Annotated in this window: 12 protein-coding genes and 1 pseudogene; 3 read left to right on the top strand and 10 right to left on the bottom strand. The window is 70.4% G+C overall.

From position 1 onward, the window contains the following. Positions 1–53 precede the first annotated feature (53 nt). The 6 genes from HP507_RS15520 to HP507_RS15495 all read right to left on the bottom strand — a co-directional run bounded on the left by HP507_RS15520 (position 54) and on the right by HP507_RS15495 (position 5,918). The gene (locus HP507_RS15520; RefSeq protein ID WP_175352691.1) at positions 54–266 is read right to left on the bottom strand and encodes an antitoxin; all 213 of its coding nucleotides are present in this window, start codon (positions 264–266) and stop codon (positions 54–56) included. Positions 267–362: 96 nt separating this feature from the next. Further along, positions 363–1,655, bottom strand: coding sequence for a chloride channel protein (locus HP507_RS15515; RefSeq protein WP_175352690.1), 1,293 nt, complete (start codon positions 1,653–1,655; stop codon positions 363–365). A 44-nt stretch (positions 1,656–1,699) separates the two neighbouring features. Beyond that, positions 1,700–2,683, bottom strand: a complete 984-nt coding sequence (locus tag HP507_RS15510) for a magnesium and cobalt transport protein CorA (RefSeq protein WP_175352689.1) — start codon at positions 2,681–2,683, stop codon at positions 1,700–1,702. A gap of 34 nt (positions 2,684–2,717) precedes the next feature. Further along, positions 2,718–3,818 carry an alanine dehydrogenase gene (ald, locus tag HP507_RS15505; RefSeq protein ID WP_175352688.1) on the bottom strand — a complete coding sequence of 367 codons (1,101 nt, stop codon included), beginning with the start codon at positions 3,816–3,818 and terminating at the stop codon, positions 2,718–2,720. 119 nt (positions 3,819–3,937) lie between these two features. Next, positions 3,938–4,906, bottom strand: a complete 969-nt coding sequence (locus tag HP507_RS15500) for a helix-turn-helix domain-containing protein (protein WP_175352687.1) — start codon at positions 4,904–4,906, stop codon at positions 3,938–3,940. Between the two features lie 49 nt (positions 4,907–4,955). After that, the gene (locus HP507_RS15495; protein WP_246328478.1) at positions 4,956–5,918 is read right to left on the bottom strand and encodes a sugar-binding transcriptional regulator; all 963 of its coding nucleotides are present in this window, start codon (positions 5,916–5,918) and stop codon (positions 4,956–4,958) included. A 178-nt stretch (positions 5,919–6,096) separates the two neighbouring features. Here HP507_RS15495 and HP507_RS15490 point away from each other — a divergent pair, with 178 nt between their 5' ends. After that, the gene (locus tag HP507_RS15490; RefSeq protein ID WP_175352686.1) at positions 6,097–7,839 is read left to right on the top strand and encodes a glycerol-3-phosphate dehydrogenase/oxidase; all 1,743 of its coding nucleotides are present in this window, start codon (positions 6,097–6,099) and stop codon (positions 7,837–7,839) included. 117 nt (positions 7,840–7,956) lie between these two features. On the opposite strand, the gene HP507_RS15485 is transcribed toward HP507_RS15490, so the two are convergent. Together HP507_RS15485 and HP507_RS15480 are read right to left on the bottom strand one after the other, a co-directional pair. After that, complete coding sequence (locus HP507_RS15485) at positions 7,957–8,613, bottom strand: histidine phosphatase family protein (protein WP_175352685.1); 657 nt, start codon at positions 8,611–8,613, stop codon at positions 7,957–7,959. An 85-nt stretch (positions 8,614–8,698) separates the two neighbouring features. Beyond that, positions 8,699–10,228, bottom strand: a complete 1,530-nt coding sequence (locus HP507_RS15480) for an MFS transporter (RefSeq protein ID WP_175352684.1) — start codon at positions 10,226–10,228, stop codon at positions 8,699–8,701. 191 nt (positions 10,229–10,419) lie between these two features. Between HP507_RS15480 and HP507_RS18030 the strand changes: the two are divergent. Continuing rightward, a pseudogene (locus HP507_RS18030) lies at positions 10,420–10,848 on the top strand (DinB family protein); the annotation flags it as partial. Here the strand turns inward: HP507_RS18030 and HP507_RS17620 are convergent. Both HP507_RS17620 and HP507_RS15470 read right to left on the bottom strand, forming a co-directional pair. Further along, positions 10,845–11,042, bottom strand: coding sequence for a MarR family transcriptional regulator (locus HP507_RS17620; protein WP_254701173.1), 198 nt, complete (start codon positions 11,040–11,042; stop codon positions 10,845–10,847). The pseudogene HP507_RS18030 and the gene HP507_RS17620 sit on opposite strands and share 4 nt — an antisense overlap. A 100-nt stretch (positions 11,043–11,142) precedes the next feature. Further along, the gene (locus tag HP507_RS15470; RefSeq protein ID WP_175352682.1) at positions 11,143–11,967 is read right to left on the bottom strand and encodes a GolD/DthD family dehydrogenase; all 825 of its coding nucleotides are present in this window, start codon (positions 11,965–11,967) and stop codon (positions 11,143–11,145) included. A 105-nt stretch (positions 11,968–12,072) separates the two neighbouring features. Between HP507_RS15470 and HP507_RS15465 the strand changes: the two genes are divergently transcribed. Further along, entirely contained in the window at positions 12,073–13,203 is a 1,131-nt protein-coding gene (locus HP507_RS15465; protein ID WP_175352681.1) for a zinc-binding dehydrogenase, read from the top strand. The last annotated feature ends 1 nt before the right edge of the window (position 13,204 follow it).

Below are 13,204 nucleotides of genomic sequence, written 5' to 3'. Positions count from 1 at the left end.
CTGATGGCGAACGACCCCGGACCACACGGCCCGGGGTCGTCCGTGTCGTGCGACTACTGGTTGCCGATCCGCTTGTCCGCAGCGTCGCGGGCACCGTCGATCTTGTCGTCGAACTTGCCGCCCGTCGCCTTCTTCACCGCATCGACGACTCCGTCGAGCACCTTGTCGCTGATGCCCTCCGCCTGCTCGCTCTTCAGGGCGTCCTGGACCTTGCCGTCCTTCAGGAACTCCTGCGCCTTCTTCGTGATGTCGTCCAACCCCGCCATCGGCAGCTCCTCACCTCGGGGCGGAGCCCGATGCCCCGTCCTGCAGCCGATGCTAGGCCGCGTGTCCGGCTCGCGCACCGGTTCGTGACGAGCGTTTCAGACCATCTGTGCGCTGCGCCGACGGGCGAGCACGTAGCCGACGGCCACCGATCCGGAGACGGCCAGGAGCGACGGGATGAGGATGTCCGTGCCCTGCTGGGTGAACTCGACGACGAGCACGAGGGCGGTGAACGGAGCGCGCATCGTCGTGGCGAGGAAGGCGGCGGCACCGATGAACGCGAAGGCGGTGAGGCTCGGACCGTCGGTCGGCCAGAGCAGGAGCCACAGCCCACCGAGTCCACCGCCGACGGCCGACCCGATCGCGATGGAGGGGGTGAGCGTGCCGCCGACGGCCCCGGCGCCGATGGTGGCCGAGGTCGTGATCGTCCGGATGACACCGAGGACGAGGAGGAACACGATCGGCGACAGCCCCGCGACGGACCCGGCGTCGAGGGACGCGTTCATCGCCACCAGGCCGAGGGCGCGCCCGTTGCCGAGGATCTCCGGGAACGGCACCGCGATGACCCCGACCATCGCGAACACGACCGGGAGCACGACCAGCAGGTGCCAGCCCTTCGGCGCGAGGCCCTGCAGCCCGTTCGTGAGCTTGACGAACGCGACACCGGCGAACCCCAGCACGGGGCCGACGATCACGGCCCAGACGAGCAGCGACGGCGAGAGGTGCATCGCCGGCACGTGGTACAGCACCTCGTCGGGGATGACGAGCCGGGCCACGAACGCCGCGATGGCACTCGTCGCGAACGCCGGCAGCGCGGTGGCGAAGGTCAGCTCGCCGAGCAGCACCTCGACCGCGAACAGCGCACCGCCCAGCGGGACGTCGTACACGGCGGCGAGGCCCGCGGCGGCACCGCACGCGACGAGGATCTTCGTCTCACGACCGGTGAGACCGGCCCGAGCGGTCACGAGCTGGGACAGCCAGGCGCCGATCTCGCGCGGCGCGACCTCCTTGCCGATGGAGGCTCCGAGCCCCACGGCGAGGATCTGCACGCCGGCGTTCGCGACCGTCGAGAACACGGGCATCCGCTTGCCGCCCACGGCAGCGGGTACCGACACGACCGGGCGTGCCCAGCGACGGAGCGCCCACCAGGCGAACCCGGTCAGGACCCCGGCCGCGACGAGCGCGACGAGGCGGTTGCCCGCCGACGGGGCGTCGGCCGCCTCGAGGTGACCGCCGAACGGGTACCCGAACGCGACGAACTGGATGAGCTGCAGGGCGAGCCAGACCGAGACGCCGGCGATGCCACCCGCGACGCCGACGAGCGCGGTGACGACGGCGAGCTTGAGTGCCCAGACAGGGGTCGCGCGTGTCGCGTGTCCGGTGTGCGGCATATCGGGAAGCCTATCGGCTCACCCCCAGCGCGCAGGACGACGCGTCAGAACCAGCGTTTGACCTTGAACACCACCCACAGCACGGCGGCGAACAGCACCATCGCCACGAGCGCCAGCGGGTACCCCCACGGCCACTGCAACTCGGGCATGTGCGCGAAGTTCATGCCGTAGATCGCGGCGACGAGCGTCGGTGCGAACAGGATCGCCGCCCAGCCCGAGATGCGCTTCGTGTCGTCGTTCTGCTTCTGGGCGGCGAGCGTCGAGTCGACCGTCAGCGCGTTCTGCAGCAGTTGCCGGAAGGTGTCCAACCGCTCCACCGTCCGGATCGCGTGGTCGAGGACGTCGCGGAACCGGCGCTGCATCTCCACCGGCAGGTGGTACTTCTCGGCTCCACGGTGCAGGTTCTCGATCATGTGGATGAGCGGACGGGCGGCCCGCTGGAAGTCGACGACCTCGCCGAACAGCTCGTAGATGCGGCGGGAGACACCGGCCTCGCCCGCGAAGAGCTGCTCCTCGATCTGGTTGATGTCCTCCTCGAGGCCGTCGATCACCGGTACGTAGCCGTCGACGATCGAGTCCATCAGGGCCCAGAGCTGCGCCTGCGGTCCCACCGTGACGAGGCCCGGCTTGCCGCTCATCCGCTGCAGGGCCCGTGGCACGGTCTGCTTGCCCCGCGGGTCGGCCTGGACGACAGCGAGGAAGAAGTCCTCGCCGACGAAGGCGTGGACCTCGCCGAACTCCACTTCCTCCTGCCGGTCGTTGTACAGCGCGGGCTTGAGGACCGCGAAGAGCGTCGAACCGTAGCGCTCGAGCTTCGGGCGCTGGTGACCCTCGGCGGAGTCCTCGACCGCGAGTTCGTGCAGGCCGAGGGCGACCGCGACGTCGCCGAGTTCCTCGGCATCGGGCCGGTGGAGGACGATGCACGCACTGGCGCCCTGGTCCTCGAGCATCCGGAACGTGTCGTCGAGCGAGGGACTCGGGATCGGGGCGATCCGGTCGACGTAGACGGTGTTCAGTTCGACGCTCACGCCCCCACCGTACGCAGGGCGAGGTGGCGCCGCGTCAGCGCACCGCCGGCGTCAGGCCGTGCGCGGCCGCGACCGCCTCGTTCACGACCCGCCCCGCGTGCACGTTCACCCCGAGCGCCAGCGCCGGGTCGGCGGCGGTCGCCGCTTCCCACCCCTGGTTCGCGATCGCCACGGCGTACGGCAGCGTGGCGTTCGTCAGGGAGATCGTGCTGGTCCGGGGCACCGCGCCGGGCATGTTGGCGACGCAGTAGTACACGGTGTCGTGCACGGCGAAGGTCGGGTCGTCGTGGGTCGTCGGGTGGGAGCCCTCGAAGCAGCCGCCCTGGTCGATCGCGATGTCGACGAGCACCGACCCGGGCTGCATGTCCGCGACCATGGCGTCGGTCACGAGTTTCGGTGCCGAGGCGCCCGGGATGAGGACGGATCCGATGACGAGGTCAGCGGTTCGCAGTGCCTCGGCGATGGCGTGCGAGGACGACCGCAGCGTGGTGATCCGGCCGTCGAACCGGGCGTCGAGCGCACGGAGCCGCGGCAGGCTGATGTCGAACACCGTCACGTCGGCACCCATGCCGAGCGCCATCGTCGCGGCGTGCTCCCCTGCGACCCCGCCGCCGATGACCACGACGCGGCCCTTCGGCGTACCGGGGACGCCACCGAGCAGCAGCCCGCGACCGCCGTTCGCGCGCATGAGGTGGTTCGCGCCGACCTGCGCCGAGAGCCGTCCGGCGATCTCGGACATCGGCGAGAGCAGCGGCAGCGACCGATCCGGCAGCTGCACGGTCTCGTAGGCGATCGCGGTCGCGCCCGAGTCGACGAGGGCGTCGGTGAGCGGACGGTCCGCCGCGAGGTGCAGGTAGGTGAACAGCACCTGGCCGGGCCGGATCGAGTCGTACTCGGACGCGACCGGCTCCTTCACCTTGAGGACGAGCTCGGCCCGCGACCAGACGTCGTCCGCCGAACCCACGATCGTGGCTCCGGCGGCCGCGTACTCGGCGTCCGCGAAGGACGATCCGTCCCCGGCGCCCGCCTGCACGAGCACCTCGTGGCCGTGCAGTGCCAACTCGGCGACGCCGGCAGGGGTGGCGGCGACGCGGAACTCGTTGTTCTTGATCTCGGTGGGGACGCCGATGAGCATTGCGGACTCCTTCGTGGGCGGTGCGTTCGTCCCCACCATTGAGCGCCGGGTTCGTTACAGCGACGTGACGGCAGAACATCCGGGCAGGTTCTCGCGAATCCGTGCCACGGAATTCGGTGTCAGCGCGAACGGAGCGACTCGCTCGGCAGTTCCCCGAAGCGGGCGCGGTACGTCGCCGAGAACCGCCCGAGGTGCCCGAAGCCCCAGGCCCGCGCGACGTCCGCCACCGAGGTCTCGTCGCGGTCGGCCCGCACGAGGTCGGCTCGTGCACCGTCGAGCCGCACGCTGCGGAGCAGGTCGCCGGGCGTCTGGTCGAGGTGCCGCCGGAGCGACTGCTGCAACCCCCGCGGGCTGAGGCCCGCGGCGGCGGCGATCTCGGGCGTGCCGATCGCGTCGCGCGCGTGCTCGTGCACGTACTCGAGCGCACGTCTCAGCCGCTCGTGCTCGGGCCCGCTGCCGGTCACGGCCGACCGCCATCGATCACGCTGGGGGAACGCGGCGATCGCCGCACTCGCGAACGCCTCGGCGATGTCCCGCTGCGAGGACTCGGTCAGCCCGTGGTCGACGTCGAGCCACGTGGACGAGTAGGCGCGGACGACGGACTGCCACGTCCGCATCCCCTCGGCCGACGGGCGGCGCATCGGCTCGAACGCGAAGTCGTCCTCGCCCACGACGGACCGGACGAACGCGGCGTCGAGGTGCACGAGGTTGAGCGCGATGTCACGGTGGTGCAGTTCGTAGGCGGCCGCGAACGGCAGCACGACTGGGACGCCCGGCTCGAGGTCGTACGACGTACCGTCGTGCGTGAGCGTGCTCGAACCGCTGCGCATCCAGGCGACCACGAACTCGTCGTCGACACGACTGTCGCTCCGCAGGTCGACGAGGAAGCGCGACGACCGGAGGGACAGTCGCTCGTCCCCGACGCCGGCGAAGTCCCAGTGGGCCTGCGGCCTGGTACGCCGGACGCGAGGGGTGCGGAAGTCGTAGTCGCCGGTGAAGAACGCGAGTGCCTGGTCGACATCCGTGCCCATGAGCCGCCGGAAGTACCGCGTGTCGCCGGGCGGGCGGGTATCGGGCATGGCGACCATGCATCCGAACCTACCCGGCAACGCCGACAAGAGCGGATCGCGTCCCGACTCACGGCTCCAGGATCGCCTGGCCCACGCTCTCGTCGAGGATGAGGTCGGTGATGAGTCCGGCCGCCAGCGCCCCGCGCAGCGACGCCGCCTTCGAACGCCCGGCGACCACGCAGACCCGGCGTGGTGCGCGCTTGATCGTGTCGAGGTCCGGCGCGCCCGCCCGGGCGTTGACGCCGATGTCCTTCCACGACCCGTCCGCCCGGTAGAACACGGTGGACACGTCGCCGACGACCTCCGCCTGCGCGAGGTCCTCGCGGTCGGACGGGTCGAGGTAGCCGCCCGAGTACACGTGCGAGGGCACGGGGGCCTGCGGCGCACCGACACCGAACACCACCAGGTCCATCCGTTCGTGCAGGTCGAGCACGCGGCGGATCGAGCGCTCCCGGAACAGGGCCTCCTTCGTGGACGGGTCATCGAAGAAGGCCGGCACGGGGAACTGCTGCACGAACGCGCCGTACGCCTCGCCGAACCGGCGCAGGATCTCGGACGCGTAGACGATGCCGGTCGTGCGGGTGTTGGCGGCGCCGTTGATCTGCACGACCGTCGAGCCGTGCGTGGTCTTCGGCACGAGGTACCGGCTGACCGCGCTCACGGTCGACCCCCACGAGATGCCGATCACCATGTTCGACTCGACGTACTGGGTGAGGATCCGTGCTGCGGACAGCGCGACCCGTTCGAGACGGTCGACGTCGCTGGTGTGGTCCGGCACCGGAACCACGTGCGCGTGCACGCCGAACCGGGACCGGATGCTCCGACTGAGCGCGGCGGCCTGGTCGAGGGGCGAGCGGATCTGGATGTCGACCAGCCCGGTGTCCCTCGCGTACTTCAGCAGGCGGGACACCGACGACCGCGAGGTGCCGAGCTCGTCGGCGATCGCGTCCATCGTCAGGTCCTGCAGGTAGTACAGATGCGCGGCGCGCAGCGCCTGCTGCGTGCGCATGGACTGCGCTGCGTCACTCATGGGAACCGAGCATGCACGGACGTGCACGGCCTCTGCAACCCCTGTCGCGCCTCCTGGCCCTCCGTCGGCACGTCGCGACGGACGTGCTGCACGTTCGTGCACGCGAGTTGCCCGACCTCCCAACCGGGGAGCACGATCGTGTCGACCAGCACGGAACCGACCAAGGAAGCGACGCACGATGTCGAAGAAGACGCAGCCCCGGAACACGGTGAACGCGCTCACGGAGCGCCCGAACGCACAGGTCCTCGTCGTCGGTGGCGGCATCAACGGCATCGCCACCTTCCGCGACCTCGCGCTGCAGGGAGTCGACGTCGCCCTCGTCGAGCGCGGCGACTACGCCTCCGGCGCCTCGGCCGCGTCGAGCCACATGATCCACGGCGGCATCCGCTACCTCGAGAACGGCGAGTTCCGCCTGGTGCGCGAGAGCGTGCAGGAGCGCAACGGCCTCATCCGCATCGCGCCGCACTACGTCAAGCCGCTGCAGACCACGATGCCGATCTTCTCGACGTTCTCCGGCATCATGAACGCCCCGCTGCGCATGCTCACGCACAAGCAGCGCTCCACGAAGGAGCGCGGTGCGGCGCTCATCAAGATCGGCATGACGATCTACGACTCCTTCTCGCGCGACGGCGGCTCGGTCCCGAAGCACCGCTTCCTCACGAAGAAGGCGGCACTCGAGGACATGCCGGCGCTCAACAAGGACCTCAAGTACACCGGCACCTACTACGACGCCTCGGTGCACGAGCCGGAGCGCCTGGCACTCGACGTCCTCAAGGACGGCCTCGCCGCCGGGTCGGGCGACGGTGCGGCGTCCACCGCCCGCGCCGTGAACTACGTCGAAGCCGCCGGCACCCGGGACGGCCGCGTCCTGCTGCGCGACCAGGAGACCGGCGACGAGTTCGTCTTCACCGCCGACGTCGTCATCAACGCGTCCGGACCCTGGACGGACCTCACGAACGAGGCGTTCGGCGGCGAGACGAAGTACATGGGCGGCACGAAGGGCTCCCACATCGTCGTCGACAACCCCGAGCTGCTCGAGGCAACGAAGGGCCGCGAGCTGTTCTTCGAGAACAATGACGGCCGCATCGTCCTCATCTACCCGCTCAAGGGCCGGGTGCTCATCGGCACGACCGACATCGACGCCGACCCGTCACAGCCGGCCGTCTGCACGGAGGAAGAGGTCGACTACTTCTTCGGCCTCGTGAAGCACGTCTTCCCGCAGATCGAGCTGAACCGCGACCACATCGTCTACCGCTACTCCGGCATCCGCCCGCTCCCCCGCCACGAGGACACCGCCCCCGGTTTCGTGTCCCGCGACTACCGGATCGTCGACACCCCGATCGCCGGGCTGCCGGGGACCACGGTGCTCTCCCTCGTCGGCGGCAAGTGGACCACGTTCCGCGCCCTCGCCGCGCACCTCTCCACCGACGTCACCACGAAGCTCGGCATCACCCGCACCGTCGACACCGCAGGGCTCCCGATCGGCGGCGGCAACGAGTTCCCGACCACCGACGCGCAGCGTGCCCTCTGGATCAGGTCGCACCGGGACGGCCTCGACGCGTCGATCGTCGAGGGGCTGCTCGAGCGCTACGGCACCCGCGCCGCCGAGGTCGTCGACGTCCTGGTGAACGGCCCCGTCGAGCCCCTCGAGTCGGACCCGGCGCTCACCCGCGCCGAGGTCGCGTACTTCGCCGAGCACGAGCAGGCCGTGCACCTGGTCGACGTGGTGCTGCGGCGCACGAACCTCGCGTTCGTGGGCGGGGTCACGATCGACCTGCTCGACGAGCTGGCCGACGTGCTCGCGTCGCCCCTGGGCTGGACGCCCGAAGAGCGCGCGGACGAGATCCAGCGCACGCTCGACGTCCTGCGCGAGGCGCACGGCGTGATCGTGCCGCTGACGTCCGCGTCGCAGCTCGCGTAGCGCTCGCCTCCTCCCTCCTCCCGCAAGACGCAAGGAGGGCGGTTTCTCGCAGCGATATGGCGCTGCGAGAAACCGCCTCCTTTGCGTTTTGCGAGCCGCCGCCGTGACCGCGGCGCGTCAGAAGCGCTCGCCGGTGGGGTCCTGCGCCGTCCGGTCGATGAGCTGCTCACCGCCGACGGGCTCACCCTCCCAGTCGATGAGGCGCCAGCCGTCGTCGAACGAACCCTCGACCTCGACGATCCCGGTGTTCTCCAGGTGCCGCTTCGTCCCGAACTCGTCCGGGGTGTTCTGCGCCGCGGCGCTCGCCCACGTCCGGATCGCCGCGCCGTGGCTGAACGCGGCCGCGACCTCGACCCCGGTCTCGAGGATCTGCCGCACGGCGTCGTCGTAACGCTCGAAGAACTCGACGCCGCTCTCGGCCCCGGGCATCCGGATGGTCCGGTCGCCCTGGGACCAGCCGTGCACGGTCGAGAGGTACGTCTGCACGGAGACCCTGTCGCTCCTGCCCTGGGTGTCACCGGCCTCGATCTCGCGGAGCCCCGGCAGCACCACCGGCTCGAGTCCGAGCGCGGTGGCCAGCGGCGCCGCGGTGACCTGCGTCCGGACCATCGTCGAGGTGAAGAGCCGTTCGATGCCCCGGTCGCCGAGCGCCGCCGGCAGCGCGTCCGCCTGCTGCTGCCCGAGCTCCGTCAGGCCCGGTCCGGGGACGACGGCGTCGAGGACGCCGTTCACGTTCGCAGGGGTCTGGCCGTGACGGATGAGCAGCAGTCGCATGCAGCCACCCTACGGACACGGGCGGGAGGCGCGGTGCGGGACCGCCCCGCACCGCGCCTCCCGCACCGCGCCTCACGCGCCGAGCTCAGTGCGCCCGCGTCAGCTCCGCCTCACGCGCGGCCTCCTGGGCTCGGCGCACGGCGTCCTCGGCCGCGAACGGCAGGTCGCCGAGGTCGAGGTCCGGGTTCGTGTCCTGCGTGAGCACGAGTTCGCGGGCTTCCTCCTCGGTCTCCACCGCCGGCATCGACCCGGGCAGCGGCCGGCGCGAGGACTCCTTCATGCAGAACACCCCGATCGCCCCGATGACGCTCATCGCCATGAGGAAGTACGCGGGCGCGAGTTCGTCACCCGTCGCCGTGAGCAGGGCCTGCACGATGAGGGGCGTCGTCCCGCCGAACACCGCGATCGCGATGTTGTACGCGAAGCCCATGCCGCCGTACCGGGTCGCGGTCGGGAAGAGCGCCGGCAGCGACGCGGCCTGGTTCGAGACCCACAGCGCCGTCATGAGTGCGAGCAGGGCGAGACCGGTGAGCGTCGACCACTGCGCCCCGTGCCCGATGAGCAGGAACGCCGGGACGACGAGGACGACGGTGGTGCCGGCACCGATCCACATGACGACGCGGCGGCCGAGCTTGTCCGAGAGCTTGCCGGTGAGGGGCAGCATGACCGCGAGCAGCACGAGCACCGGGATCGTCAGGAGCGTGCCGTTCAGCGCCGAGTAGCCGAGCGAGTCGGTGAGGTACGTCGGCATGTACGACGTCAGCGCGTACCCGACGGTGTTCGAGGCGGCGACGAGCATCACCGCGATGAGGATCGGGCGCCAGTGGTCGCGGAGCATCGCGAACAGGTTCGCGGGACGCCCCTCGAAGGACGCGTGGACGTCGTCCGCCGCCTCCTGCGCGGCCTGCGTCGCCTGGAACACCGGGGACTCCTCGATGCGCAGACGGAACCAGATCGCGACGGCACCGATCACCCCGGCGGCGAGGAACGGGAAGCGCCAGCCGTACGCCGTCATCGCCTCGTCGCCGAGGGAGATCTGCAGCACGGAGACGACGGTCGCACCGAGCGCGAAGCCCAGGTAGCTGCCGAAGTCGAGGATGCTCGCGAAGAAGCCGCGGCGACGGTCCGGCGCGTACTCGGTGACGAACGTCGTCGCACCGGCGTACTCGCCGCCGGTGGAGAAGCCCTGCGCGAGCTTCAGGACGACGAGCACGATCGGTGCGAACACACCGATCGTGGCGTAGGCGGGCAGTGCTCCGATGAGGAACGTGGACGCCGCCATCATGATCAGCGTCGTCGCGAGCACCTTCTGGCGACCGATGCGGTCGCCGAGCCGTCCGAAGACGATCCCGCCGAGTGGACGGGCGACGTACGTCGCGGCGAAGACGCCGAGGCTGAACAGGATCTGCACGGCGGGTTCGGCGGTGGGGAGGAAGACCTTCCCCATCGTGACGGCCAGGTAGCCGTAGACGCCGACGTCGTACCACTCCATGGTGTTGCCGACGACCATGCCACTGACGGCTCGGCGCATCATGCTCTTGTCGACCACGGTGACGTCGCTCACACGGAGGCGCCGCGCGGGTCGGATCGGGGTATGGCTGGGATCGGAGCCCATGCGTTTCTCCTCGAGGGATCGGCGGGCCGGCGGGTACCGGCCCGGGAACAGCGAGCGACGTTACCGAGCAACCGAAATGTCATTGGCCGGTGATTCACAGGAACCGGCGTGTCACCCGAACGGGGGCCGCAGTGGATCCGCGCGTGTGCGGGCATCGCAGAGCCTGAATAACGAGGCCGTAACATCCGGGTATGGCGATCGAACCCGAGACGAAGAACTGGACGTGGGTCATCGAGTCCGCGTGCCCGGAGTGCGGCTACGACGGCAGCGCCGTGACGATCCGCGACGTGCCGGGCATCATCGACGCGAACGCCGCGGCCTGGCCCGGGGTGCTCGAGCGCGACGACGTGCGGGAGCGCCCCGACGACCACACCTGGTCGGCGCTGGAGTACGCCGCCCACGTGCGCGACGTCCACCGGAAGATGGCGGAGCGGCTCGCGCTCATGCTCGCCGAGGACGCCCCGACGTTCCCGAACTGGGACCAGGACGCCACGGCGGTCGAGGACCGCTACGGCGAGCAGGACCCGGCGACCGTCGCCCGGGAGCTCGGCGAGGCGGCGCACCGAGCGGCACGCGCGTTCGACGACGTCCGGGACGACCAGCTGGAACGCACCGGTCACCGCTCCGACGGCAGCGCGAGCACGACCTGCAGCCGCTCGGCGAGCGCGACGGTCTCGTCCTGGAACGGGTCGACGACCTCGATCCGGACGAGTCCGGCCTTCCGGGCTTCGGCGACCAGCCGGCTCACCGTGGGACGGGAGACCCCGAGGCGCGAGGCGATCTCGACCTGGGTGGCGTCCTCGAGGTAGTACATCCGCGCCGCCTGGTACACGGTGTCGAGCGGGAAGCGGGTCCGGGCACCATCCGGGGTGGGGATCTCGGCGGACATGGGGTGATCGTAGTCCCGGGGCGAGTCAGCGGATCGTGAACCCGCCGTCCACACGGAGGTCGGCGCCGTTCACCATGGCGCTCGACTCCCCCGCCAGGAACAGCACGGCCGCGGCGATCTCGTCGGGCGTCGCGAACCGGCCGGTCGGGATCTCGTCCTGGTGCCGGATGCCGTTCTCGTTCGCCCAGGCCGCTCGGCCGAGGTCGGTGAGCACGACGGTCGGCGACACCGTGTTCACGGTGACGCCCCGGCCGCCCCACTCGAGCGCGAGCACGCGGGTGAGCCCGATCACGCCGGCCTTCGACGCGCAGTACGCCGCGTGGCCGTCGATCCCCACGTGGGCGGCCTGCGAGGCGATGTTCACGATGCGGCCGTACCCGGCGGCGAGCATGTGACGGCCGGCGGCCTGCGCGACGCGGTAGGTGCCGGTCAGGTTGACGTCGATGGTCTTCGCCCACGCGCCGGGTTCGAGGTCCTCAGCCGGTGCGAGGGCGACGATGCCGGCGCAGTTGACGAGGACGTCGATGCCGTCGAAGTGCTCGGTGACGGCGGCGATCGTGCCGGCCACCGAGGACTCGTCGGTGACGTCGCAGCCGAACCCGGCGTGGACGCCGTCGCCGGCTTCGGTTGCGGGCAGGGCCGCTGCGGCCGCCGCTGCCCCCTCGGCTCGGACGTCGACGATCGCGACCCGCGCACCGCGCACCGCGAGTGCCCGGGCGATGGCGTTCCCGATACCCGACGCGCCCCCGGTGACGATCGCGGTACGCCCGGAGAAGTCGTTCGTCAGATCCACGGTGTCCGGGCCCTGGCGGAGGGCGGCCGCGAAGTCGGTGCTCGTGCTGGTGGTCATGTGCGCTCCCTTGCAGTCAGCCAGAACCTAGCAGAAATTGTGTTCTGGACAAACGTTCCGCGTGGTGTACAGTCGTCGCGAAGCCACCCAACGGAGGAACAGCTCATGTCGACGACGACCGAGAACGCGGCGACGACCGCCGCAACCACCATCCCCACGACGATGCGTGCCGTCGTGGTGCACGCCCCCGGGGACTACCGCCTCGAGACCCGCCCCGTCCCGACACCCGGCCCCGGCGAACTCCTGCTCCGCACCGACGCCGTCGGCATCTGCGCCAGCGACCTGAAGTGCTACCACGGCGCCGCGAAGTTCTGGGGCGACGACAACCGCCCCGCCTGGGCCGAGACAAACCGCATCCCCGGCCACGAATTCGTCGGCACCATCGTCGCCGGCGACGACGACACCCTCACCAAGCGCAAGGTCACCCTCGGCGACCGCATCGCCTGCGAACAGATCGTCCCCTGCTGGGAATGCAAGTACTGCCTCGAAGGCGCCTACTGGATGTGCAACGTCCACGACATGTTCGGCTTCAAGGGCTACGACGGCGCCATGGCCGAGTACGTCCTCGTGCCGGCGAAGGCCCTGACCCACCCGGTGTCGAGCGCACTCCCCGGCCAGGTCGCCGCGTTCGCCGAACCCCTCTCCTGCGCCTTCCACGCCGTCGAACGCGGCGACATCAAGTTCGGCGACACCGTCGTCATCGCCGGCGCCGGCCCCATCGGCCTGTCCGCCATCGCCGGCGCCCGCCAGAAGAACCCCTTGCGCATCATCGCCCTCGACGTCGTCGAGGCCAAGCTCGACCTCGCCCGCAAGGTCGGCGCGGACATCACGATCAACATCGCCGAGGACGACGCCGTCGCCCGCGTCAAGGAACTCACCGACGGCTACGGCGCCGACGTCTACATCGAAGCCACCGGCCACCCCTCCGCCGTCCCACAAGGCCTCAATCTGCTCCGCAAACTCGGCACCTTCGTCGAGTACTCCGTGTTCAAGGACAACGTCTCCGTCGACTGGTCCATCATCTCCGACGACAAGGAACTCGACGTCCGCGGCGCCCACCTCGGCCCCCACACCTGGCCCGCCGCCATCAAACTGCTCGAGACCGAAACGCTGCCGATGTCCGAGATCTGCACCCACCAATTCCCGCTCGAACAGTTCCAGGAAGCCCTCGACCTCGTCGGCGACTCCGCCGGCGCCAGCGTCAAGGTCTCCATCATCCCCGCCCTGCACGCCTGAA

The organism is Curtobacterium pusillum, from assembly GCF_013359865.1.
In the GTDB taxonomy this organism is placed as follows: domain Bacteria; phylum Actinomycetota; class Actinomycetes; order Actinomycetales; family Microbacteriaceae; genus Curtobacterium; species Curtobacterium pusillum.
The sequence above is the reverse complement of the archived record's forward strand: the minus strand, read 5'-3'. Positions and strand labels throughout refer to the sequence as shown.

What these genes read in the sequence shown, in the direction of transcription:
- HP507_RS15465 (WP_175352681.1), top strand. Translation starts at nt 12,073, where the DNA reads ATGTCGACGACGACCGAGAACGCGGCGACGACCGCCGCAACCACCATC.
- HP507_RS15470 (WP_175352682.1), bottom strand. Translation starts at nt 11,967, where the DNA reads ATGACCACCAGCACGAGCACCGACTTCGCGGCCGCCCTCCGCCAGGGC.
- HP507_RS15485 (WP_175352685.1), bottom strand. Translation starts at nt 8,613, where the DNA reads ATGCGACTGCTGCTCATCCGTCACGGCCAGACCCCTGCGAACGTGAAC.
- HP507_RS15490 (WP_175352686.1), top strand. Translation starts at nt 6,097, where the DNA reads ATGTCGAAGAAGACGCAGCCCCGGAACACGGTGAACGCGCTCACGGAG.
- ald (WP_175352688.1), bottom strand. Translation starts at nt 3,818, where the DNA reads ATGCTCATCGGCGTCCCCACCGAGATCAAGAACAACGAGTTCCGCGTC.
- HP507_RS15520 (WP_175352691.1), bottom strand. Translation starts at nt 266, where the DNA reads ATGGCGGGGTTGGACGACATCACGAAGAAGGCGCAGGAGTTCCTGAAG.
- HP507_RS15515 (WP_175352690.1), bottom strand. Translation starts at nt 1,655, where the DNA reads ATGCCGCACACCGGACACGCGACACGCGCGACCCCTGTCTGGGCACTC.
- HP507_RS15480 (WP_175352684.1), bottom strand. Translation starts at nt 10,228, where the DNA reads ATGGGCTCCGATCCCAGCCATACCCCGATCCGACCCGCGCGGCGCCTC.
- HP507_RS15495 (WP_246328478.1), bottom strand. Translation starts at nt 5,918, where the DNA reads ATGAGTGACGCAGCGCAGTCCATGCGCACGCAGCAGGCGCTGCGCGCC.
- HP507_RS17620 (WP_254701173.1), bottom strand. Translation starts at nt 11,042, where the DNA reads ATGTACTACCTCGAGGACGCCACCCAGGTCGAGATCGCCTCGCGCCTC.
- HP507_RS15500 (WP_175352687.1), bottom strand. Translation starts at nt 4,906, where the DNA reads ATGGTCGCCATGCCCGATACCCGCCCGCCCGGCGACACGCGGTACTTC.